Genomic DNA, 21,036 nt, shown 5'->3' on the forward strand with positions numbered 1-21,036 from the left:
GTCCCTCCTCGGCGCGGAATCTAATGGCCCACGGCCGGGCATGCTGTAAGAAAGGGTTGCGCGCGATCCGTCTGTGCCTGCGGCCGCCTCCCCCACGCGTTCTCCACCATCTGCACAAAGCGCACACAAACGCTCGATAGTCGATCAAGGTTGGCTGCGCAGACTCGCGCCCATTCCTTCTCGATGCGGATTTTTCCTTCCATGACCATTGACGCTGCCCAGCTCCTCGCGGACGAAGCCAAGTACTGCTCCTTCGGCGATACCGTCCACTATGTGAACCCGCCCAAGATCTTCACGGGCTGCGAAGGCAGCTACATGCTGGACGACAACGGCACGCAGTACCTCGATCTGCAGATGTGGTATTCGGCCGTGAACTTCGGCTACAAGAACAAGCGCCTCGAAGCCAAGATGATCGAGCAGCTGCAGGCCCTGCCCCAGGTCGCCAGCCAGTACCTGCACCCGACCAAGATCGAGCTGGCCAAGTTCATCGCCGAAGACGCCAAGCGCAAGTGGGGCAGCGATGGCCGCGTGCATTTCAACGTGGGCGGCGCGCAGGCCATCGAGGATTCGCTGAAGGTGGTGCGCAACGCCAGCAACGGCAAGAGCCTGATGTTCGCCTTCGAGGGCGGCTACCACGGCCGCACGCTGGGCGCGTCCAGCATCACCTCCAGCTACCGCTACCGCCGCCGCTTCGGCCACTTCGGCGACCGCGCGCAGTTCATTCCCTTCCCCTATCCCTTCCGCCGCCCCAAGGGCATGACGGCCGAGGAGTATTCGGACCAGATCGTGCGCGAGTTCGCCCGCAAGTTCGAGAACGAATACCACGCCGTCTGGGATCCCAAGACCAACCAGTGCGAGTACGCGGCCTTCTATGTCGAGCCCATCCAGGGCACGGGCGGCTACGTCGTGCCGCCGCCGAACTTCTTCAAGGGCCTCAAGAAGGTGCTGGACGACCACGGCATCCTGATGGTGGTCGATGAGATCCAGATGGGCTTCTGGCGCACCGGCACGCTGTGGTCGGTGGAGAACTTTGGCATCAAGCCCGACGTGCTGGTCTTCGCGAAGGCGCTGACCAATGGCCTCAACGCCCTGTCCGGGCTGTGGGCGCGCGAGGAGCTGATCAACCCGAAGATCTTCCCGCCCGGCTCCACGCACTCCACCTTCGCCTCCAACCCGCTGGGCACGGCCCTGGGCCTGGAAGTGATGAAGATGACGCACGAGATCGACTTCGGCAGGCAGGTGCGCGAAGCCGGCGCCTACTTCCTCGAAGGCCTGAAGGAGCTGCAGAAGCGCCACAAGGAGATCGGCGACGTGGACGGCCTGGGCCTGGCGCTGCGCGCCGAGATCTGCACCGAGGACGGCTTCACGCCCAACAAGGCGCTGCTGGACAAGATGGTGGACATCGGGCTGGAAGGCAACCTGGAGTACCAGGGCCAGAAGCGCGGCCTGGTGCTGGACGTGGGCGGCTACTACAAGAACGTGATCACCTTCGCCCCGTCGCTGATGATCTCGCGCCCCGAGATCGATGAGGCGATGGTGCTGCTGGACCAGCTCCTGACCCAGGCAAAGCGGGCCTGACGGCCGATGCGCTGGCGCAACCGGCTGGAGCCGGAGTCGCTCGTGGCGCATGCCGGCGCGCATCCGCCGGAAGGATTCGCCTGGCTGCAGGGGCTGCCGGTGCCGGTGTTCTCGGCGTCGTTCGACCTGCTGACGACGGCGGACGACGAGTTCAAGGCGCGGCTGCGCGGCTGGCCGCTGTTCGGTCGCTGGTCACGGTGGCTGCGCGTGCGCACGGCCTTCGCGGGTACCACGGTGACGGAGTACGCCCCGCTGCCGCAGGGCGCCGCGCCGGAGGCGGTCGCCGCGGCGCTGCGCACCGGCCCGGGCCGTGATTTCGCGCTGGTGATCGCGAAGGACCTTCCACAGGATTCGCCGCTGCTGGCCCCGGAGGACAACGCCTATGCCCAGGCGCTGGCCGAGGCCTGCGTGCGGCAGGGCTTCGTGCTGGTCGAGGGCCAGGCGCTGGCCTACGTGCCCATCGACTTCGGGACCCTGGACGAATATCTGGCGCGACTGTCCTCCAGCCGCCGCAGCAACCTGCGGCGCAAGCTGCGCAGCCGGTCGCAGCTGCGGATCGAGCGCATGCCCACGGGCGACGCCTATGCCGACGACGCGCGCGTGGATGCCTGCTACGCGCTCTACGAGGCCGTGCATGCGCAGAGCGAGGTGCATTTCGACCGGCTGACCCGGGATTTCTTCGCCGCGGTGCTGCGTGACGGTGCCAGCGGCGGCATCGTCTTCGAGTACCGGCATGCCGGCACCGATGCGCTGCTGGGCTGGAACCTCTGCTACGAGCACGCGGGGCGCCTCGTGGACAAGTACATCGGCCTGTCCTACCCCGCCGCGCGCGAGGTCAATCTGTATTTCGTGAGCTGGATGGTCAACCTGGAATATGCGGTCGAGCGGGGCCTGTCCCACTACATCGCGGGCTGGACCGACCCGGAGGTCAAGCGCAGCCTGGGCGCGAGTTTCACCTGGACGCGGCATGCCGTGTATGTGCGCAACCCGCTGCTGCGCGCGCTGGCCCGCCGTTTCTCGGGCCACTTCGAGAGCGACCGGCGCTGGAAGGACAGCGTGGAGGACGCGGCATGAGCGGCACGGCGCGGCCCCCGGTGGTGCTCGACGTGGACGGTTCCGTGGGCGTGCTGCCCGGGGAGGTCCGCCTGCCGCTGGCGCAGTCCTGGCAGGAGCGCATCCGCTTCGGCTGTGGCATGGGCACGATGCGCGCGTTCCGGCAGGCGCTGGAGCAGGCCATGCCGCCGGTGGCGGCGCACGGCACCGTGTTCATGGGCAGCGGGGATTTCCACCACCTGAGCTGGCCGCTCATCGAGCGCTGCATCGCCGCCCACGGGTTCTCCGCGGCGCAGCCGCTGCGCGTGGTGGTGCTGGACAACCATCCTGACAACATGCGCTTTCCCTTCGGGGTGCATTGCGGCTCGTGGGTGCGGCGGGTGGCGCTGCTGCCCCAGGTGTCGCACGTGCACGTGGTGGGCATTACCTCGGGCGACATCGGCACGGGCCATGCCTGGGAGAACTACCTCGCGCCGCTGCGCGCCGGCCGGCTGAGCTACTGGAGCAGCGGCGTGGACACGCGCTGGGCGCGCTGGCTGGGCATCGCGGACCGGTTCCGCGCGTTCCCTGACGCCGATGCCCTGATCGGTGAACTGGCCCGCATGCTCGAGCGGCAGCGGGTCCCCACTTATTTCAGTGTGGACAAGGACGTGTTTTCGCCCCGCGTGGTGCGCACGAACTGGGACCAGGGCACGCTGGAGACTCGCCATGCCGCGGCAGTCATCGGCAGCCTGCGCAACTGCGTCGTGGGCAGCGACGTGACGGGCGACGTCTCCACCCACCGCTACGCCACGGCCTGGAAGCGGTGGCTGAGCGCGGGCGACGGGCAGGAGACCGGCACGGAGCATGCCGACCTGCCGGCCTGGCAGGCTGCGCAGGCCGCGTTCAACATGTGGCTGCTCGATATGCTGGAGACGGACGGCTGACGGTGCGTCGATCCGGCGGGCCGGCTCATCCGCCGGTCCGCACCGCCTGCTGCAGCACCGTGCAGATCCGGTCGAAGCCGGGGTCGTCCAGCCAGGGGCTGTTGCCGATGGCGAGCACGCGCGCCGCGAAATCACGGGCGCGCGGCCAGCCCCCTTGCGGGCCCGGGGCGACGTGCCGCGCATAGCGGGGGTAATCGGGCAGCGCATGCACGAAGGGCAGGCTCACGCCCAGGCCCCGGCCCCACAGCGCGGCGATGGCGGCCTCCCGGCGGGCGGCGTCGGGCAGCAGCACCAGCAGCGTGGGCCAGGTGCCCTGCGCGCCCGGCACGGCGCCACTGTCCCCGATCACCAGCAGTTCTGGAACGCGCTCGCGCAGCAGAGCCATGCGGTGCCGAGCCCGTGCCTCGCTCCCGGCCAGCCAGGCGGGCAGGCGGGCCAGGGCGCGCACGCCCACGGCGCGGCGCCAGCGGCCGACCTGGTGCAGCGGGATGGCATCGTCGAAATCGTCGCCCGCCGCGGCGATGCGGTCGCCCTGGGCCAGCGCCCGCCGCAGCGGCAGGCCATAGGCCAGCGGCAGGCCGGCCGGGCGGTAGAGCGCGGCATAGCCCAGCAACTCGGCGCTGCGGCGCAGCTCCCAGCCCCAGCGCCAGGGGGCCACGGTGCGGGCGGCGCGCGCGCAGGCTGCGCGCAGGGCGGTGTCGGCCACCACCAGCGCACCGCCTTCGTAGATCGTGAGACCCTTGCCCACGGCCAGGCTGAAGAACACCATGTCGCTGCCCGTGGTGCCGATGCAGGTGCCGCCGGCCTCGCGCGCCCCCAGGGCCTGGGCCGCGTCCTCGATGACGCGGGCGCCGGCCGCATGGGCGATGGCGCGTACCGGCGCCACGTCGATCACGCGGCCCGCGAGGTGGGTGGGCAGCACGGCCAGGGTGCGCGTGCTGCAGAGAGCGGCCAGCGCGTCGGGGCACAGGTCCAGGCTGGCGGGCCGCAGGTCGCAGGCCCGCAGCCGCAGGCCGCAGTGCGCGGCCGCCAGGGCGACGAGGGGGCAGGTATAGGCCGGGGCGATGATCTCGTCACGCCCGGGTTCCTGCTCGCGCAGTGCCGTGAGCGCCACCACCAGCGCGGCGGTGCCGGAGCATTCCACCTGCACCGACGGCACGCCCAGGAAGCGCGCCAGCGCGCTTCCCAGGTCGGCATCGCCTCCGGGCAGCAGGTCGCGCCAGCCCAGCGGCAGGCCGGCGGTGGGCGGCGCCTCAGGCGCCATGGGGCGCGGGCGGGGGAGAGGCTGGCGGCACCTGCTCCTCGGCCTCGCTGCGGGCCAGGCAGGCGATGCCGGCGGCGATGAGCGCGGCGCCCAGCAACTGCGGCCAGCCGATGGGCTCGTTGAACAGGAGGGCCGAAAGCGCCAGCACGGAGACGACCTCGAGGTGCGATGCCGCGAAGGCCGGGCCGATGGGCGCGTGCTCCAGCAGCGTCATCCAGGTGAAGAAGGCGCCCACGTAGCCGACGAAGGCACCGTAGATCCATGGCTGGCCGAAGACCCGCGCCAGCCAGGCGCTGGAGAACTCCAGCGGCAGCGCGTGTTCGCCCGCCAGCTTGAAGCTGATCTGCGCGAGCGTGTCGAAGGCAACGAGCACGAGGAAGCCGATGGCGTAGAAGCGTCGCACGGCGTCACCCCTTCAGGCCGACGACGGCCACGCCAGCCGACACCAGCAGGATGCCTGTCACCCGCATCGGCGAGAGCTTTTCGCGGAACAGGAAGCGCCCGGCGATCATCACGGCCACGATGTTGATCGAGCCCAGCAGCACGCCGTCGGACAGCGGCACGAGGGACAGGAACGCCAGCCAGACCAGGAATTCGGCCACGTAGCAGCCGACGCCGATCCAGATCCAGGGCCTGCGCGCCATCCAGACCCACCGCGCCAGGCCGCTGCCCGCGCGCGGGTCGGCCGTGGCGGCGGCCTTGAAGGCCAGCTGCCCGCCAGTGTCCACCAGCATGTTCAGGAACCACAGCAGGGCCACCAGCGGCGTGATGCCGCCGCCGTCCGTTGGCGTCATGGCGCAGTGCCTTCCTGGCGCCGTGGCTCCTGCTGCCGCTGTTGCGCGATCGCTTCCGCAAAAGCCACCGTGCGCGCGAGCACCGTGCGGCGGTCGCGGTCGATGGTGATCATGTGGTAGCTGTCGTCCAGCAGCACCAGCTCCACCGGGGCGTGGCGCACGCCGCGCACGATGTCCTCGGCGTTGCCGGCCGCGGCGATGTCGTCGTTGCGGGCGTGCATCACCAGGCAGGGCGAGCGCACCGCGTCCAGGTTGCGCCGCACGTGGGCGGAAAGCGCCCGCAGCTCGATCACCGACCACCAGGGGTTGCCCGGCAGGCCGGCGGCCGCGCTGTCGCCCGAATGCATCTGCGACACCACGCGCTCGCGCAGGGCCTCGTCCTTGATGCCGTAGGGCGGTGCTTCCATGAAGACGCTGCGGCGGCCGATGCCGAGGGCCCGGAAGAGCGGCAGCAGGAAGGCCAGGCGCGTATAGGCCGGCATGCTCCAGCCGTCGTAGCGGAAGGTGGTGGACAACGCCACCACGCCGGCCACCTGCCGAGGCCTCTCGATGGCCAGGGCCAGCGCCAGCAGTGCGCCCATGGACAGGCCGCAGGCGACGACCGGTTGCCCGGTGAGCTGCATGAGCCGGTCCGCGCCGCGCCGGGCGCTGGCCACCCAGTCCTGCCAGCGCGTGGCGATCAGGTCGTCCTGCGTGCCGCAGTGGCCGGCCAGCTGCACCGCGAGCACGGTGAAGCCCGCGCGGTGCAGGCCCTTGGCGAGCAGCCGCATTTCGTTGGGCGTGCCGGTGAGGCCGTGGATCAGCAGGATCCCGGTGGTGGCGAGCGGTCCGTGGCCCTCCAGCAGGTATTCATGCTCGGTGCCATGCAGGGCCGCGGGGGCGGCGGGGCGGGCCAGGGCGCTGTCGTCCATGGCCCGCAGGGTCGCTGCGGCGGCGTTCATGCCATCTCCAGCTGGCGCGGAGCCAGTGCGTCCAACTGGTGCAGCATCTCCAGCGTGTCGGAGAAGTCGCTGAACGGCGCGTGGGCGATGTGGTTGGCTTCGCAGTGGGCGATGAGCTTGTACTTGGCGAAGACGAAGTCGGCACGGCCGGAGACGCAGAAGTCCGAGGTGCTGTCGCCCACGAACAGCACACGCCCGTGCACGGCCCGCTGCTCGGCCAGCCGTTCGCACTTGCAGTTGCCGCTGGCGCGCGCGCAACTGCCGCTGGCCCAGGGCGACTCCAGGCGCCACTGGCGCGGGCCGGCCTGCACGAGGCGGTTGGCGATCACGGGCAGCCCGTCCAGGCCGTGGCGGGCCAGCACGGACTGGATGGCGTAGTCGATGCCGTCGCTCACCACCTGCACCGGCATGCCCAGGGCCTGGGCCTCGCGCACGAAGGCGGCGAAATGCGGATCGACCTCGATGGTCTCCAGGTGGGCGTCGAGCTCGGCGCGGTCCATGTCCAGCAGCGCGACCTGGCCCTTCATGCATTCGCGCGAACCGATCTCGCCGCGCTCCCAGGCGTCTTCCAGCGCCTGCCAGTCGGGCTGGCCGAAGCGCTGCAGCAGGGAGTCGGTGACGTCCCGCGTGCTGATGGTGCCGTCGAAGTCGCACTGGACCATCCAGCCCGCGGGGGACGCAGCGAGGTTCCGGGCGGAAAGGGCCGGGCGCCGGAGCGAGGACAGGGGAAAGGACGCAGTCGTCATGGTGTCATTCCTGCTTCAGGGGAAGAAAGCTCACGCGCACGGTCTGGCCGGGGCGTGCTTCCGGGGGGCTGTCGAATTCGAGCACGCACTCCACGACCCGCATCGGGCCGCGCTGGGCGTCTTCCTGCAGCCGCGAGGCGCCGAGCACGGGGCTGATGCGCACCACCCGCGCGGCGGGCAGGGCGACCGGGGCGGCGTCGCCGTCGGTCGTGACCGAGGCGCGCATTCCCGGCTTCACCGTGGCCGCGTAGTTCTGGTTGACCTCCGCCCGCACGATCAGCGGCCGGTGCGGCATCAGCGTGATCGCGGCATGGCTGCCGGCTGCGGCCGCCAGGCGCACGCCGGCCTGGGTCCTGACATGCACCACGGTGCCGTCCTCGGGCGCCCGCAGCTCGAGGCGGGCCTGCTGGCCGCGCACCTGGGCGAGCTTCTTGCGCGCCACTTCGGCCTCCGCGCGCGCCACGGCAGCATCGGATTCGGCGGCGCGCAGGGCCTGGGCCGCGTCGTCGGCGCGCTGCGGTTCGGCGGCATTGGCGGCGGCTGCTTCGGCGAGGCGGGCGGCCGAGCGGCGCAGTGCCGGCACCTGCTGGGCGCGTGCGCGTTCGCGCGCTTCCGCCAACTGCAGCTCCGCCTGCGCCACGTCCGCCTCGGCCTGCAGGCCGGAGCCGGACAGGCGCAGCAGCACCTGCCCGCGCTTCACGGCCTGGCCTTCGTGCACGGCGACGGTGTCCACCACGCCTTCCTGCAGGGGGGCGAGGTCGAGCATTCCGCCCTGGACCTCGATGCGGCCGCGGGCGATGGCCACGCCGTTGGCTGCGCCGGAGGCCGGGGCGGATGCGGGCGCCTCGGGCGCGGGCATCTGCGCGGGGGTGCCACGGTCGGTGCAGGCCGCGAGCCAGGCGAGGGCCAGCGCGGAGGCTGCGCAGGCGGCGCCGCGCGCGGCGCGGGGGCCGAGGGGAAGGGAGAGGCGTTTCATGGGGTGATGGCGTCCGGCTGGCGCCAGTCGCTGCGGATGGCACCGTCTTCCATGCCGAGCACGCGGTCGGCATGGCGGACGAGGCGCGGGTCGTGGCTCACGCACAGCACGGTGGTGCCGTGGGCGCGTGCGATGCGGTGGAGGATGTCGATGACGCGCTGGCCGCTGTCGGCATCCAGCGCGCTGGTGGGTTCGTCGGCGAAGAGCAACTGGGGCGACTTGGCGATGGCGCGGGCGATGGCCACGCGCTGCTTCTCGCCTCCGGACAGCTGGGCCGGGCGCATGTGCGCGCGCTGCGACATGCCCACTTCGTCGAGGGCGCGCCGTGCCTGGCGCGCGCTTTCTCCGGCGCCCAGGCCCAGGTAGCCCAGGGGCAGCTGCACCTGCTCCAGGGCGGTCAGCGCGGGAAAGAGGTTGAAGCCCTGGAACACGAAGCCCGTGTGCTGCAGCCGGAAGCGCTCCAGCGCGCGCGGGCCGAGCGCTCCCAGGTCTTCGCCCAGGGCGTAGGCCTTGCCCGCGTCCGGCTGCTGCAGCCCGGACAGCAGCGACAGCAGCGTGCTCTTGCCGCAGCCCGAGGGGCCGGAGATGAGGGTGAGTTCCCCCGGGAGGATGGACAGCGAGAGCTGGCGCAGCACCGGCACCTGCACGACGCCGGAGACGAAGGATTTCTGCAGGTCCACGGCCTGCAGGCTGGGGGCGGCGCCAAGCTGCGGCGCGGGGGAGCGGGGGGCGTGGGTGTTCATCGCAGCAGCAGGGCGGGATCGGCGGCCATGAGGCCGCGCATGGCCAGGAGGCCCGAAAGCAGCGCGACGAGCGCGACCAGGCCCGCACAGGCCAGGGCGGTGGCAGGCGTCATCGCGACCGGCACGCCCTGCGACGTGGCGAGCCACAGCAGGCCGGCGCTGGCGGCGGCGCCCAGCAGCAGGCCCAGTCCACCAATCCAGCAGGCCTGCTCGATCACCAGCCGGCCCAGCGAGCGGCGGCTCACGCCCAGCGCGTTGAGCACGGCATATTCACGGGCCGATCCGGCCACCACGCCCATGAGCGACTGGCTGGTGACGACCGTGCCCACGAGGCAGACGATGCCCACCATGAACAGCACGGCCACGCCCGCGCCCGTGTCCAGCAGCCAGTACAGCTGGGAGCGGCGGGCGAACTGGCGGGCCGTCCAGACCTCGAACGGGCCGAAGCCCGGGGCTCCGGCGGAGAACCGGGCCTGGACCTCCCGGGCCTGCTCCGGCGTGCGGGTGCGGGCCACGACGTAGGTCGGCGCGGTCGCCGAGCCGGTGCCCGCGATCTCGCGGGCGGTGTCGATCGACGACAGGACGTTCGCCCCGCCCAGCCCGCGCAACCCGTCCACCGCGGCCACGACATGGACTTCGTGCGCGTTGATCCAGGCCGTGCCGCCCACGCCGGTGCCCAGCGTGGAGAGGTCCGCCCGGTCCACGATGACCGCGCCGGGCGCGCGCAGCGCCGAGCGCTGCCAGCCGGTGAGCAGGTGGGAGAACAGCATGCCGTCCGGCGCGGAGCGGATGCCCGACAGGTAAATCGACACACCGCCGCTTCCGGATTGGGCGCTGCGCCAGTCCGCGTCCACCCAGAGGTAGGGCTCGGTGGCCACGACCGCCGGGTCCATGGCCAGCCGCAGGTCCACGTCGCTGCCGATCGCCCGGCCGAAATTCACGCTCTGCGTGCCGGGGTAGCCGGCCCAGAGATCGGCTCCCGATGCGCGCACGTACAGCGCCGCGCTGCCGAAGATGCCCAGCACCAGCGCGGCCTGCACCACCAGCAGCACGCACGAGAAGCCCACGGCGAACACGGCGGGCACGAACCGCCGCCACTCGTGGACCAGCGTCTTGCGGGCCAGGGCGATCATGGCGCCTCTCCGTCGTCGGCCGATGCGGGGGGGAGCGGCGCGCCGCCCAGTGCCTTGTACAGCGCGACGAAGGCCAGCGAGCGCGCGTCCTGGGCCGTCGCCCATTCGGCCTCGGCCTGCAGGGCCGCGCGCTGCGCGGCGAGTCCGTCGTACTCGCTGGCCAGGCCGAGCCGGGCCTGGACGCTGCCGGCACGCACGCGCTCGGCGAGCGCGGGCTGCGCTTCCGCCAGGGCATCCGCCCGGTTCTGCTGGGCCGCCAGGGCGGAGAGGGCGCCCTCGGCTTCGGCGATGGCGCCGCGCACCGTGCGCTGGTAGGACAGCGCTGCGGCCTGCAGCGCCTCCTGCTGCGCGTCCACCTGCATGCGGCGGCGTCCCCAGTCGAAGAGCGGGATGTCGATGGTGGGGCCGATGGCCGGCACGTTGTCGCTGGTGGTGCGGCGGTTGCGCGTGATGTTGTAGGCGTACAGCAGCGAGCCGGTGATGGCGATGCGCGGGTACAGCTCGGAGCGGGCCATGCCCACGTCTGCGGCGGCCTTGCGCACGGCCGCTTCCGCGGCCTGCACGTCCGGGCGCGTGCGCAGCAGGTCGGCGGGCAGCGCCGAGAACGCGAAGGGCGCCAGGGTGGGCACCCGGACGGGGCCGGCGGCGCTCCAGGCCGGATCCGGTGCCACGCGGTCCAGCAGCACGGCCAGCGACTGGGCTGCGCGTGCTCGTGCCTGTTCGGGCTCGGCGCGTGCGGCACGGGTGCGGGCGCGCTGCATGCCGGCCGAGGCCACTTCGTCGGTGGCGCCGGTCCAGGTGCGGCGGCGTACCTCCGCCAGGCGGGCGGCCCGCTCGTCGAGGGCCGCCTGCCGGTCGAGCAGCTGCAGCTGCCGGCGCGCGGCCTGCAGGTCCAGGTAATTGCGCACCACCTCGGCCACGACGGCGACGCGCGCGCCCTGGCCGTCCGCCACGGCCGCGTCGCGGTCCGCCGCGGCCGATGCCCGCGCGCTTTCGGCGGCGCCGAACAGGCCCAGCTCCCAGACCATGTCGATGCTGGCGTGGAAATAGCTGTCGGTGGCTTCGATGTCCTGCAGGGTGCGCGCGCCTGCGCCGAACGAGGGGCGGAACTGCACCGCCGCGCGCCCGGCCTGCAGGCGGGCTTCGCGCAGCCGGTGGGCGGCGATCGCCAGGTCGAGGTTCTTCTGCAGCGCCTCGTCCACCAGCGCGTCGAGCGCGGGGTCGTGGAAGGCCTTCCACCAGGCGCGGAACTCCGGAGCGGCGGCGGCGCCGTCCGGCACGGGCGAAGTCCAGGTGGCGGGCAGGGCGGGTGCCTCCGGGCGGCGGATGTCCGGTGCCGAGCAGCCGGCCAGGAACGCGATCGCCGCGGCAGCCAGGCCGAGGCGGAGCGGACGTGGAATGGGGGACGGAAGAAGCACGCGCGGCGTTACATTTGCGGGGGTGAAGCCAGGGCGGGGAGTCCGGTGGCGATGGCAGGATTGGACCGCCCCAAGCTTGAGCCGCCTTGCATGGCATATGGAGGCTTCATGGAGATGCGGGGCTTTGCACGGCAATCCCGGCAGCTGTGGATAATTCCGCCCAGCACCCTCCGACGCCATGAACCTTCCCGCCGCCCCGCAGGCCACCGGCCCGCTCGTTCTCGTCGTCGAAGACGAGCCGGGCATCGCCACCATCCTCTCCGCCTATCTCCAGCGCGACGGACTGCGCGCCCACCAGGCCCATGACGGCCTGGAGGCCTTGCGGCTGTTCCGCCAGCTCAAGCCCGACATGGTGCTGCTGGACATCCACCTGCCCGGCATGGACGGCCTGGACCTGCTGCGCGCCATCCGCGAGGACGGCCAGACGCCGGTGATCATGGTGACGGCCCTGGCCGACGACGTGGACAAGCTGGTCGGCCTGCGCCTGGGGGCGGACGACTACGTGGTCAAGCCCTTCAGCCCGCCGGAAGTGGTGGCCCGGGTGCGCGCCGTGCTGCGGCGCGTGCAGGCCCAGCCCTCGGCACCGGCCCGGGCCGCCCAGCGCATCCGCGTGGGCCGCATCGAGATCGACCAGGAGGCCCATGCCGCTTTCGCCCACGGCGACGACGGGCGCGCCGTGCCGCTGCCGCTGACGCTGACCGAATACCGGCTGCTGGCCTGCCTGGCCGCGCAGCCCCGGCGCTGCTTCTCCCGCAGCTACCTGATCGAGCACTGCCTTCCCGAAAGCGATGCGCTCGACCGCGTGATCGATTCCCACCTCTCCAAGCTGCGCCGCAAGCTGCAGCAGGCGGGGCAGGGCGAGCTCATCGAGACCGTGCGCGGCATCGGCTACCGGCTCTGGCCCGGGGAGGGTCCCGTTGCCTGAGCACCGCGCACCGGCCGCGCAGGGGTCGCTGTTCAGCCGGGTCTGGGTGCGGTTCGGCGTATGCATCGCCGCCACCGTGCTGGCGACGATGGCGCTGCTGGCCGCGAGCGTGATGCTGTTTTCCGAGGTGCAGTACCGCGACTTCTACCGCAGCCTGCCCTCCGACGTGCAGGTCGAGCTCGACGGCCTGCGCGACCGCGACATGGAAGACAGCCCGCGGGCGATGGAGATCTACGGCCAGTACTGGCACGGCGACCTGCTGTTCGGCGAGAAATGGTCCCTCGTGGTAGGGCTGGTGATCTGCCTGCCCATCGGCCTCGTGGTGGGATTCTGGGTGTCGCGCATCGTCACGCTGCCGCTGGCGTCGATGGCCGAGGTGGCGTCCCACGTGGCGGTGGGGGATTTCTCGGTGCGCGCCCAGCCGGGCCGCTACCACGACGAGATGGCGGAAATGGTCCGGCATTTCAACCAGATGATCGATGCGCTCGAACGCTCGGCCAAGGAGCGGCGCGCCCATGCGGCCTCCATCTCGCATGAGCTGCGCACGCCGCTCACGGTGCTGCGCGCGCGCCTGCACGCGATCTGCGATGGCGTGATCGAGGCCGATCCGGCAGAGTCCCGCGCGCTGCTGGAGCAGGTCGAGTACCTGGGGCGGCTGGTGGGCGACCTGCACACCCTGTCCATGGCGGAGGCGGACCAGCTGTCGCTGGAAACCCGTGCGGTGGACCTGTCCGAGCTGGTGCGCGATGCCGTGGCGCTGCATGCGCAGCGCATCGAGGACCACGGCGTGGAACTGGCGCTGCGGCTGCCTGACGAGGAGGGGCCCCAAGCCATGGTGGACCCGGACCGCATGCGCCAGATCCTGTTCAACCTCGTGGAGAACGTGCTGCGCCATGCGGCGGCGGGCGGCTGGATGGAGGTCGAGGTGGCCCGGGAGGACGACCGCGCCGTGCTGCGCGTGAGCGACGCGGGCCCCGGCATGCCGGCGCGCCTGCTGGAGCGGCCCTTCGAGCGCTTTCCCCACGACCCCGGGCGGCGGGGCGAGGGCTCGGGGCTGGGCCTGTCCATCGTGAAGGCCCTGGTGCAGCGCCAGGGCGGCAGCGTGCGGGTGCAGAACCGTCCCGAAGGCGGCGCGCGCTTCACCGTGGAATTCCCGGCCATCGACTGATCCGCGGGCGCGGGCCCATGGCACGCAGTCCTACGCGCCCAGCCGCTGACGGACCACAACCGGTGCGGGCTGCGCTGCATACGATCACACCCATGCCGAGCAGCAATGCGCGGCGCCCCGGATCCCCCCCTCGCCCCAATGACTGGGGTTTCACCCTGTCCTGCCTCACGGCGGACAGGGTTTTTTATGGGCGCGCCCGGTGGGAGAATCGGCGCCCATGACCGTTGCCGCACACCCCACCCCTACCGCATCCGCCTCCGTGGACACCCTCACCATCACCCGGCCCGACGACTGGCACCTGCACGTGCGCGACGGCGAGCCCCTGCTGACCGTGGTGCCCCATACGGCGGCGCAGTTCGGCCGCGCGGTCATCATGCCCAACCTGCGCCCCCCCGTGACCACCGCGGCCCAGGCGCTGGCCTACCGGGAGCGGATCCTGGCCGCAGTGCCGCAGGGCATGTCTTTCGAGCCGCTGATGACGCTCTACCTCACCGACAACATCCCGCCCGCGGAAATGGCGTGCGCGAAGGAGGCCGGCATCGTCGCCTGCAAGCTCTATCCCGCCGGCGCCACGACGAACAGCGATGCCGGCGTGACGGAGCTGCGCAGGATCTATCCGGTGCTGGAGGCGATGCAGAAGGCCGGCCTGCTGCTGCTGGTGCATGGGGAGGCCACGGGCAGCGAGATCGACCTCTTCGACCGCGAGGCCGTGTTCATCGACCGCCACCTCATCCCGCTGCGCCGCGATTTCCCCGAGCTCAAGATCGTCTTCGAGCACATCACCACCCGCGAAGCCGCGCAGTACGTGGCCTCCGGCGACGCCTTCACGGCGGCGACCATCACGCCGCAGCACCTGCTCTACAACCGCAACGCCATCTTCACGGGCGGCATCCGGCCGCATTACTACTGCCTGCCCGTGCTCAAGCGCGAAACGCACCGGCTCGCCCTCGTGGAGGCCGCCACCGGCGGCAGCCCGAAGTTCTTCCTGGGCACGGACAGCGCGCCGCACGCCGCGCACCTGAAGGAGCACGCGACCGGCTGCGCGGGCTGCTACAGCGCGCATGCCGCCATGGAGCTGTATGCCGAGGCCTTCGACGGCGTGGGCGCTCTGGACAGGCTGGAGGGTTTCGCCAGCTTCCACGGCCCGGACTTCTACGGCCTGCCGCGCAACCAGGGCACGCTGACCCTGCGCCGCGAATCGTGGACGCCGCCCGAGAGCTTTCCCTTCGGCGAAGCGCTGCTCAAGCCGCTGCGCTCGGGCGAGGCGCTGGCGTGGCGGGCGGTGGCTGGCGGAGCGGGCTGAGCCATGGCGCCGGCGTCGGACCTGCAGGAGCGGCAGCAGCTGCGCATCGCTTTGCTCATCGATGCGGACAACGCGCCCGCGGAGATGATCGACGAGATCCTCACCGAACTGTCCACGCTCGGCGTGATCAGCATCCGCCGCGCCTATGGCAACTGGACCAAGTCCGCGCTGTCGGGTTGGCAGTCCAAGCTGCTGGAGTTCGCCGTGCGGCCCATCCAGCAGTTCGACTATTCCAAGCGCAAGAACGCCACCGACATGGCCATGACCGTGGATGCGATGGAACTGCTCTACACCGACCGGCCGGACGCCTTCGGCATCGTCTCTTCGGATGCCGACTTCACGCCCCTGGTGATGCACCTGCGGGCCAAGGGCGCGGCCGTGTACGGCTTCGGCGCGCAGCAGACGCCCCGGCCGTTCGTCAACGCCTGTTCCCGGTTCCTGTACCTCGAGGCGCTGGCTGCCGCGGCCGTACCGGCCGTGGCGGTCGCGCCCGAACCCCCTCCGCCGCCGCCCGAGGCCGCTCCGGCACCGGCTCCCGGCCGGCCGCCGCACGATGCTTCCGCAGTCACCGCCGCTGAACCGCCTGCGCCGGGCCACCCTGTGCGGCCCGCCGCCGGGCTGCGCATTCCTACGCCGGAGTTGCGGCAGGACACTTCGCTCATGAACCTGTTGCGCGATGCGGTGGCCGCTACGCAGGACGAGAGCGGCTGGGCGAAGGTGGGTGCCGTTGGCACGCAGATCGCCAACAAGGCCTCGTTCGACGCCCGCAACTACGGGTACGCCACGCTCACCAGGCTGCTGGCCGCGACGCAGGCATTCGAGATGCGTGACGAAGGCACTTCGAAGGTTTCGGTGCGCGACAAGCGCGCCGCTCCCGCGGCACGCGGACCGGCCGGATGAGGCCCCCGGGCCCGTCCGCACGGCAGGTCCTTGCGCTTTCCGCCGCGCGGCCGGTGGATGCGGTCGAGTGGGAGCGTCCCTGGCTCGCCCCGCTGCGCAGTGCCGGCCGGCCCGCCGCGGCGGCCGTGCAGGCGGGGCTGCCCGTCTGGGAGGCCCTCGATGCCCCGGGAACCCCGGCGTCCGGGAGGGCGGCGGGCACCTGCTTCGTTCCCCAGCAGCGCCTGCCTGCCGGCGAGGCCTACGAGTCCTTCATCTTCCGCACGGGGCAGGTGCCCACCCGCGACAACCTGCACGATTTCTTCAACGGCCTGGTATGGCTGCGCTACCCGCGGGCCAAGCGCCGGCTCAACGCCCTGCAGGCCGGCGCGATCGCGGCCCAGGGCGTCGGCGCGGTGCGCGGCCCGCTGCGCGATGCGGTCACGGTGTTCGACGAAAACGGGGCGGTGCTGTTCGCGCCGGCCGCGCTGCGGGAGGCACTTGCCGCGCGCGCATGGCGCCGGCTGTTCACGGAGCTGCGCCCGCTCTGGCGGCAGGCGCGCCTGGAGATCTTCGGCCATGCCCTGCTGGAGCAGCTCATCGTGCCTCGCAAGCCGCTCACCGCGCATGTGCTGCTGGTGCCGGATGCTCCTGAAACAGTAGCTGACATCGACGGCTGGCTGGAGAAGCACCTGGAGCCGGAGCTGCTGGAGGGCAAGCCCTTCACACCCCTTCCGGTCCTGGGGGTGCCCGGCTGGTGGGCGGGAAACGAGAACTTTTGCTTCTATGATGACTCTTCCGTATTCCGCAGTGCACGCCCCGCATCACAGTACACAACAGGGGTCCCTCCGCGCTGACACGGCGGCTTGAACGCCCGGACGACAGCCCCAGATTACTGTCGTGCCGGGTCCGGTACCAGGCCGTTTCCTCCCCCCTGCACCCAACGCTTCCCCTTCGTGGAGAACCTTCGATGAAACGCATCGCGCTCTTTCTGCTCACCAACCTTGCCGTCGTGGTGGTGCTAGGCATCGTCGCCAGCCTGCTCGGCGTCAACCGCTACCTGACGGCCAACGGCCTCAACCTGGGGGCGTTGCTCGGCTTCGCCTTCATCATGGGCTTCGGCGGCGCGATCATCTCGCTGCTCATGAGCAAGCCGATCGCCAAGTGGAGTTCCGGCGTGCGCGTGATCGACGGCACGGGCTCGGCCGACGAGGCCTGGATCGTCCAGACCGTGCGCAAGTTCGCCGACCAGGCCGGCATCGGCATGCCCGAGGTCGGCATCTTCGAGGGCGACCCGAACGCCTTCGCCACCGGTGCATTCAAGAACAACGCCCTCGTGGCGGTATCCACCGGCCTGCTGCAGGGCATGACCCGCGAGGAGGTCGAGGCCGTGATCGGCCACGAGGTGGCCCACATCGCCAACGGCGACATGGTCACCATGACGCTGATCCAGGGCGTGATGAACACCTTCGTCGTGTTCCTCTCGCGCGTGATCGGCTATGCGGTGGACAGTTTCCTGCGCCGCAACGACGAGAACAGCTCCGGCCCCGGCATCGGCTACATGGTCACCACCATCGTGCTCGACATCGTGCTGGGCTTCCTGGCCTCGATGATCGTGGCCTGGTTCAGCCGCCAGCGCGAGTTCCGCGCCGATGCGGGGGCCGCCCGCCTCATGGGCCGCCGGCAGCCGATGATCAACGCGCTGGCCCGCCTGGGCGGCATGCACCCGGCCGAACTGCCCAAGGGCCTGCAGGCCATGGGCATCGCCGGCGGCATCGGCAAGCTGTTCAGCACCCACCCGCCGATCGAGGAGCGCATCGCCGCGCTGCAGAACGCGCAGGGCTGATGCTCCCTGTCCGGCCGCCGGTCTCCGGCGGCCGGCAGGAAAGATGGGAAAACCCCGCCGTGGCGACATGGCGGGGTTTTTTTCTGCGCCACGCTTCTCAAGAGCGGCCGGCGGGCGCTTGCGCCGGGGCCGCCATGGCGGCCGGTGAGGGTGGCGTCCCATCCTCTCCCTCTGCCGTTGGCCCGGCCGCGCCTCCTTCTGCATGCCGTGCCTTGTCCAGCAGGAAATCGATGCAGGTCCGCACGGCCCGCGTCTGGTGGCGGTTGGGCAGGTACAGCAGGTACATGTGGGTGCCGAAGATGCTCAGGCGGTATTCGTCCAGAGTGGTCAGCACCTCGCCGGTGGCGATCGCGTCCTGCACCACGTAGTCGGGCACCAGGCCCACGCCCAGGCCGGCCAGGACGCCCTGGCGCAGGAACGGGAAGTGCTCGGAGACGAGGGTGGGCTCCAGCATCACCTCGTGCCGCTCGGCGCCCCGGTAGGCCGACAGGCGCAGCTGCCGCCCGGTCACGCCGGCCGTGATGACGGGGCCGGCGCGCAGTTCGTGCAGGGTGCGCGGCAGGCCGTGGCGGCGGGCGTAGCCGGCCGATGCGCAGGCCAGGTAGCGCACCGTGCCCAGGCTGCGCGCCACCAGCGACAGGGGCGGCTCCTGCACCACGCGGATGGCGATGTCCACTTCGTCGCGCAGGTTGTCGGCGCGGTTCTCGAACAGCACGTCCAGCACGATGCCGGGATAGAGGCGCTTGAACTCGATCAGCCAGTCGCTCGCCACGATCTGCCCGTAGCCGCTGGGCAGGCTGATGCCCACGCGGCCCTGCAGCTCCTGGCCCAGCGTGGTCACGGCCTCCTGCGCGGCGCGCAGCTCGTTCTGGATGGTGCGGCCGTGCTCGTACAGGCGCAGGCCGATCTCGGTGGGCTCCACACGGCGCGTGGTGCGCTGCACCAGCTGCACGCCCACGGCCTTTTCCAGCTTGGTGAGGTGGTAGCTCACATTGGCGCGGCTCATGCGCAGCTTGCGCGCGGCCTGGCTCAAGTTGCCGCTGTCGATGATCTCGACCAGCAGGGTCAGCGAAGGCAGATCCATGGGGAATCCAGCAGATTGGTTGAAATCCTTTGACAGTCTGTCAATGATTGATGTGATTGTCAGAAAACATTGTCGCCGCAAGAATGGATCGGAACCCAGATCCAGGAGACAAAGGCATGACCTCAGCAGCGGCAACCGCGTCGCCCGTGCAAACACGCCTGCAGGGCGAGGTTCTCGTCGTCCGCATCGACAACCCACCCGTGAACGCGCTGGGCGCGGCCGTGCGCCAGGGCCTGATGGAGGCCATCGGCGAGGCCGAATCGCGGGCCGACGTGCAGGCGGTGCTGATCGTGGGTGAGGGCCGGGCCTTCATCGCGGGTGCCGACATCCGCGAATTCGGCAAGCCGCCCGTGGAGCCCTCGCTGCCCGAGGTCTGCCAGCGCATCGAATCCTGCGGCAAGCGCGTGGTGGCCGCCATCCACGGCGCCGCGCTGGGTGGTGGGCTGGAAGTGGCCCTCGCCGCGCACTACCGCGTGGCGCTGCCGGGCGCGCAGTTCGGCCTGCCCGAAGTGAACCTGGGCCTGCTGCCCGGCGCGGGCGGCACGCAGCGCGCGCCGCGGCTGATGGGCGCGAAGCCTGCGGCGGAAATGATGCTGAGCGGCAAGCCTTTGAGCGCCAAGGCGGCCCTCGCCGCGGGCATGGTGGACCGGCTGGTGGACGGCAGCGATCCGGTGGCCGCGGGCCTGGCCTGCGTGCAGGAGTTGCAGGCCGCTCAGGCGCCCCTGCGCCGCACGCGCGACGTCGCCATCGCCGACAAGGCCGCCGCGCTGGCCGAGCTGGACGCGCTTGCCGCCGACACCGCCAGGAAATCGCGCGGCCTGTTCTCGCCGCAGAAGATCGTCGAATGCGTGCGCAACGCCGTGGAGCTGCCCTTCGATGAGGGCATGCAGCGCGAGCGCGCGGCCTTCATGGAGTGCCTGGCGAGCCCGCAGCGCGCGGGATTGATCCACGCCTTCTTCGCCGAGCGCGAGGTCGCCAAGGTGCCCGAGGCGAAGGCCGCCGCACCGCGCCCGGTGGCGTCCATCGCCGTCATCGGCGGCGGCACCATGGGCGCGGGCATCACCGTGTCGGCGCTGGACGCCGGCCTGCCCGTGACGATGATCGAACGTGACGACGCCTCGCTGGCCCGGGGCCGCGCGCACGTCGAGAAGGTCTACGACGGCCTCGTCGCCAAGGGCCGCATGACGGCCGACGCCAAGGCCGCCGTGATGGCGCGCTACACCGGCAGCACGCGCTACGAAGACATCGCCGCGGCCGATCTGGTGATCGAAGCCGTGTTCGAGGATCTGGAGGTCAAGAAGGCCGTGTTCCGCGAGCTGGACCGCGTCTGCAAGCCCGGCGCCGTGCTCGCCACCAACACCTCGTACCTGGACATCGACGCGATCGCCGCCGCCACGCAGCGCCCGCAGGACGTGATCGGGCTGCATTTCTTCAGCCCCGCCAACATCATGAAGCTGCTGGAGATCGTGGTGCCGGCGAAGGTGAGCGCCGATGTGGTCGCCACGGCCTTCGCGCTGGCCAGGACGATGAAGAAGGTGCCGGTGCGTGCCGGCGTGTGCGACGGCTTCATCGGCAACCGCATCCTGGCCGTGTACAAGCAGGCGGCCGACTATCTTCTGGAAGACGGTGCGTCGCCCTATGAAATCGATGCGGCGGTGCGCGGCTTCGGCTACCCGATGGGCCCGTTCCAGGTGACCGACCTGGCCGGCGGCGACATCGGCTGGGCCACGCGCAAGCGCCGTGCGGCCACGCGCGACCCCAAAGCGCGCTATGTGGAGATCGCCGACCGCATCTGCGAGCGCGGCTGGTTCGGCCAGAAGACGGGGCGCGGCTTCTACCTCTACCCGGAGGGTGCCCGCACCGGCCAGCCCGATCCGGAGGTGCTGGCGATCGTCGATGCCGAGCGCGCGAAGAAGGGCGTCGTGCCGCGCAGCTTCACGCCCGAAGAAATCATGCGCCGCTACATGGCCGCCATGGTCAACGAAGGCGCCAAGGTGGTGGAAGAGGGCATCGCCCTGCGGCCGCTGGACGTGGACGTGACCTTCCTCTCGGGCTACGGCTTCCCGCGCTTCCGCGGCGGGCCGATGCACTACGCCGACACGGTGGGCCTGCCGAAGATCCTGGCCGACATCCGCGAATTCGCGCAGGAAGACCCCCTCTTCTGGAAGCCCGCGCCGCTGCTGGAAAAGCTGGTGGCCGAGGGCCGCGACTTCGGCAGCCTGAACCGCGCCGCCTCCGAAGCGCACTGACCGAACGACAGAA

General features: G+C 71.2%; 20 protein-coding genes. 10 read left to right on the forward strand and 10 right to left on the reverse strand.

The genetic code is table 11. The annotated features are described in order from the left end of the window. Positions 1 to 201 precede the first annotated feature (201 nt). From T336_RS0118075 to T336_RS0118085, 3 genes are read left to right on the forward strand one after another with little or no spacing between them, the layout of a single operon-like run. Complete coding sequence (locus T336_RS0118075) at positions 202 to 1,578, forward strand: aspartate aminotransferase family protein (protein ID WP_026433604.1); 1,377 nt, start codon at positions 202 to 204, stop codon at positions 1,576 to 1,578. Positions 1,579 to 1,584: 6 nt separating this feature from the next. Then, a complete protein-coding gene (locus tag T336_RS0118080) occupies positions 1,585 to 2,652 on the forward strand; it encodes a GNAT family N-acetyltransferase (protein WP_019703997.1) in 1,068 nt (355 codons plus the stop codon). Beyond that, a complete protein-coding gene (locus tag T336_RS0118085; protein ID WP_026433605.1) occupies positions 2,649 to 3,557 on the forward strand; it encodes an arginase family protein in 909 nt (302 codons plus the stop codon). The genes T336_RS0118080 and T336_RS0118085 overlap by 4 nt, the downstream gene beginning before the upstream one ends. A 25-nt stretch (positions 3,558 to 3,582) precedes the next feature. Here T336_RS0118085 and T336_RS0118090 read toward each other — a convergent pair whose 3' ends face one another. From T336_RS0118090 to T336_RS0118130, 9 genes are read right to left on the reverse strand one after another with little or no spacing between them, the layout of a single operon-like run. Beyond that, complete coding sequence (locus T336_RS0118090; RefSeq protein WP_026433606.1) at positions 3,583 to 4,821, reverse strand: DegT/DnrJ/EryC1/StrS family aminotransferase; 1,239 nt, start codon at positions 4,819 to 4,821, stop codon at positions 3,583 to 3,585. Next, a complete protein-coding gene (locus T336_RS0118095) occupies positions 4,811 to 5,224 on the reverse strand; it encodes an EamA family transporter (RefSeq protein ID WP_019703995.1) in 414 nt (137 codons plus the stop codon). Before T336_RS0118095 ends, T336_RS0118090 begins: the two co-directional genes overlap by 11 nt. A gap of 4 nt (positions 5,225 to 5,228) precedes the next feature. Then, positions 5,229 to 5,615, reverse strand: a complete 387-nt coding sequence (locus T336_RS0118100) for a DMT family transporter (RefSeq protein ID WP_026433607.1) — start codon at positions 5,613 to 5,615, stop codon at positions 5,229 to 5,231. Then, positions 5,612 to 6,556 (reverse strand): alpha/beta hydrolase, encoded by a 945-nt coding sequence (locus T336_RS0118105; RefSeq protein ID WP_026433608.1) that lies wholly within the window; start codon positions 6,554 to 6,556, stop codon positions 5,612 to 5,614. The genes T336_RS0118100 and T336_RS0118105 overlap by 4 nt, the downstream gene beginning before the upstream one ends. Then, positions 6,553 to 7,302 carry an MtnX-like HAD-IB family phosphatase gene (locus T336_RS0118110; RefSeq protein ID WP_026433609.1) on the reverse strand — a complete coding sequence of 250 codons (750 nt, stop codon included), beginning with the start codon at positions 7,300 to 7,302 and terminating at the stop codon, positions 6,553 to 6,555. The genes T336_RS0118105 and T336_RS0118110 overlap by 4 nt, the downstream gene beginning before the upstream one ends. A gap of 4 nt (positions 7,303 to 7,306) precedes the next feature. Beyond that, positions 7,307 to 8,278, reverse strand: coding sequence for an HlyD family secretion protein (locus T336_RS0118115; RefSeq protein ID WP_026433610.1), 972 nt, complete (start codon positions 8,276 to 8,278; stop codon positions 7,307 to 7,309). After that, the gene (locus tag T336_RS0118120; RefSeq protein WP_026433611.1) at positions 8,275 to 9,021 is read right to left on the reverse strand and encodes an ABC transporter ATP-binding protein; all 747 of its coding nucleotides are present in this window, start codon (positions 9,019 to 9,021) and stop codon (positions 8,275 to 8,277) included. The genes T336_RS0118115 and T336_RS0118120 overlap by 4 nt, the downstream gene beginning before the upstream one ends. Further along, on the reverse strand, positions 9,018 to 10,154 hold the full coding sequence (locus T336_RS0118125) for an ABC transporter permease (RefSeq protein WP_019703990.1): 1,137 nt from the start codon (positions 10,152 to 10,154) through the stop codon (positions 9,018 to 9,020). The genes T336_RS0118120 and T336_RS0118125 overlap by 4 nt, the downstream gene beginning before the upstream one ends. Beyond that, positions 10,151 to 11,572 carry an efflux transporter outer membrane subunit gene (locus T336_RS0118130; protein WP_026433612.1) on the reverse strand — a complete coding sequence of 474 codons (1,422 nt, stop codon included), beginning with the start codon at positions 11,570 to 11,572 and terminating at the stop codon, positions 10,151 to 10,153. The genes T336_RS0118125 and T336_RS0118130 overlap by 4 nt, the downstream gene beginning before the upstream one ends. Before the next feature lie 178 nt (positions 11,573 to 11,750). On the opposite strand from T336_RS0118130, the gene T336_RS0118135 reads away from it, so the two are divergent. The 6 genes from T336_RS0118135 (at position 11,751) to htpX (ending at position 17,690) form a co-directional block, all read left to right on the forward strand. Further along, complete coding sequence (locus tag T336_RS0118135) at positions 11,751 to 12,497, forward strand: response regulator (RefSeq protein ID WP_019703988.1); 747 nt, start codon at positions 11,751 to 11,753, stop codon at positions 12,495 to 12,497. After that, positions 12,490 to 13,665 (forward strand): sensor histidine kinase, encoded by a 1,176-nt coding sequence (locus T336_RS0118140; RefSeq protein WP_051647311.1) that lies wholly within the window; start codon positions 12,490 to 12,492, stop codon positions 13,663 to 13,665. Before T336_RS0118135 ends, T336_RS0118140 begins: the two co-directional genes overlap by 8 nt. Positions 13,666 to 13,882: 217 nt before the next feature. Continuing rightward, complete coding sequence (gene pyrC, locus T336_RS0118145; protein ID WP_026433614.1) at positions 13,883 to 14,968, forward strand: dihydroorotase; 1,086 nt, start codon at positions 13,883 to 13,885, stop codon at positions 14,966 to 14,968. 3 nt (positions 14,969 to 14,971) lie between these two features. Then, the gene (locus T336_RS0118150; RefSeq protein WP_026433615.1) at positions 14,972 to 15,868 is read left to right on the forward strand and encodes an NYN domain-containing protein; all 897 of its coding nucleotides are present in this window, start codon (positions 14,972 to 14,974) and stop codon (positions 15,866 to 15,868) included. Beyond that, positions 15,865 to 16,701, forward strand: coding sequence for a DUF3025 domain-containing protein (locus T336_RS0118155; protein WP_084151464.1), 837 nt, complete (start codon positions 15,865 to 15,867; stop codon positions 16,699 to 16,701). Before T336_RS0118150 ends, T336_RS0118155 begins: the two co-directional genes overlap by 4 nt. A gap of 113 nt (positions 16,702 to 16,814) precedes the next feature. Further along, a complete protein-coding gene (gene htpX, locus T336_RS0118160; RefSeq protein ID WP_011797329.1) occupies positions 16,815 to 17,690 on the forward strand; it encodes a protease HtpX in 876 nt (291 codons plus the stop codon). Between the two features lie 97 nt (positions 17,691 to 17,787). On the opposite strand, the gene T336_RS0118165 is transcribed toward htpX, so the two are convergent. Continuing rightward, positions 17,788 to 18,774 (reverse strand): LysR family transcriptional regulator, encoded by a 987-nt coding sequence (locus T336_RS0118165; protein ID WP_026433617.1) that lies wholly within the window; start codon positions 18,772 to 18,774, stop codon positions 17,788 to 17,790. A 116-nt stretch (positions 18,775 to 18,890) separates the two neighbouring features. Here T336_RS0118165 and T336_RS0118170 point away from each other — a divergent pair, with 116 nt between their 5' ends. After that, the gene (locus T336_RS0118170; RefSeq protein ID WP_026433618.1) at positions 18,891 to 21,023 is read left to right on the forward strand and encodes a 3-hydroxyacyl-CoA dehydrogenase NAD-binding domain-containing protein; all 2,133 of its coding nucleotides are present in this window, start codon (positions 18,891 to 18,893) and stop codon (positions 21,021 to 21,023) included. The last annotated feature ends 13 nt before the right edge of the window (positions 21,024 to 21,036 follow it).

The organism is Paracidovorax oryzae ATCC 19882 (assembly GCF_000687165.1).
GTDB classification, from domain to species: Bacteria; Pseudomonadota; Gammaproteobacteria; order Burkholderiales; family Burkholderiaceae_C; genus Paracidovorax; species Paracidovorax oryzae.

Bases quoted from the DNA above. Each gene is read 5' to 3' on its own strand.
- T336_RS0118075 (WP_026433604.1), top strand. From the start codon at position 202: ATGACCATTGACGCTGCCCAGCTCCTCGCGGACGAAGCCAAGTACTGC.
- T336_RS0118080 (WP_019703997.1), top strand. From the start codon at position 1,585: ATGCGCTGGCGCAACCGGCTGGAGCCGGAGTCGCTCGTGGCGCATGCC.
- T336_RS0118085 (WP_026433605.1), top strand. From the start codon at position 2,649: ATGAGCGGCACGGCGCGGCCCCCGGTGGTGCTCGACGTGGACGGTTCC.
- T336_RS0118090 (WP_026433606.1), bottom strand. From the start codon at position 4,821: ATGGCGCCTGAGGCGCCGCCCACCGCCGGCCTGCCGCTGGGCTGGCGC.
- T336_RS0118100 (WP_026433607.1), bottom strand. From the start codon at position 5,615: ATGACGCCAACGGACGGCGGCGGCATCACGCCGCTGGTGGCCCTGCTG.
- T336_RS0118105 (WP_026433608.1), bottom strand. From the start codon at position 6,556: ATGAACGCCGCCGCAGCGACCCTGCGGGCCATGGACGACAGCGCCCTG.
- T336_RS0118110 (WP_026433609.1), bottom strand. From the start codon at position 7,302: ATGACGACTGCGTCCTTTCCCCTGTCCTCGCTCCGGCGCCCGGCCCTT.
- T336_RS0118115 (WP_026433610.1), bottom strand. From the start codon at position 8,278: ATGAAACGCCTCTCCCTTCCCCTCGGCCCCCGCGCCGCGCGCGGCGCC.
- T336_RS0118120 (WP_026433611.1), bottom strand. From the start codon at position 9,021: ATGAACACCCACGCCCCCCGCTCCCCCGCGCCGCAGCTTGGCGCCGCC.
- T336_RS0118125 (WP_019703990.1), bottom strand. From the start codon at position 10,154: ATGATCGCCCTGGCCCGCAAGACGCTGGTCCACGAGTGGCGGCGGTTC.
- T336_RS0118135 (WP_019703988.1), top strand. From the start codon at position 11,751: ATGAACCTTCCCGCCGCCCCGCAGGCCACCGGCCCGCTCGTTCTCGTC.
- pyrC (WP_026433614.1), top strand. From the start codon at position 13,883: ATGACCGTTGCCGCACACCCCACCCCTACCGCATCCGCCTCCGTGGAC.
- T336_RS0118150 (WP_026433615.1), top strand. From the start codon at position 14,972: ATGGCGCCGGCGTCGGACCTGCAGGAGCGGCAGCAGCTGCGCATCGCT.
- T336_RS0118155 (WP_084151464.1), top strand. From the start codon at position 15,865: ATGAGGCCCCCGGGCCCGTCCGCACGGCAGGTCCTTGCGCTTTCCGCC.
- htpX (WP_011797329.1), top strand. From the start codon at position 16,815: ATGAAACGCATCGCGCTCTTTCTGCTCACCAACCTTGCCGTCGTGGTG.
- T336_RS0118165 (WP_026433617.1), bottom strand. From the start codon at position 18,774: ATGGATCTGCCTTCGCTGACCCTGCTGGTCGAGATCATCGACAGCGGC.
- T336_RS0118170 (WP_026433618.1), top strand. From the start codon at position 18,891: ATGACCTCAGCAGCGGCAACCGCGTCGCCCGTGCAAACACGCCTGCAG.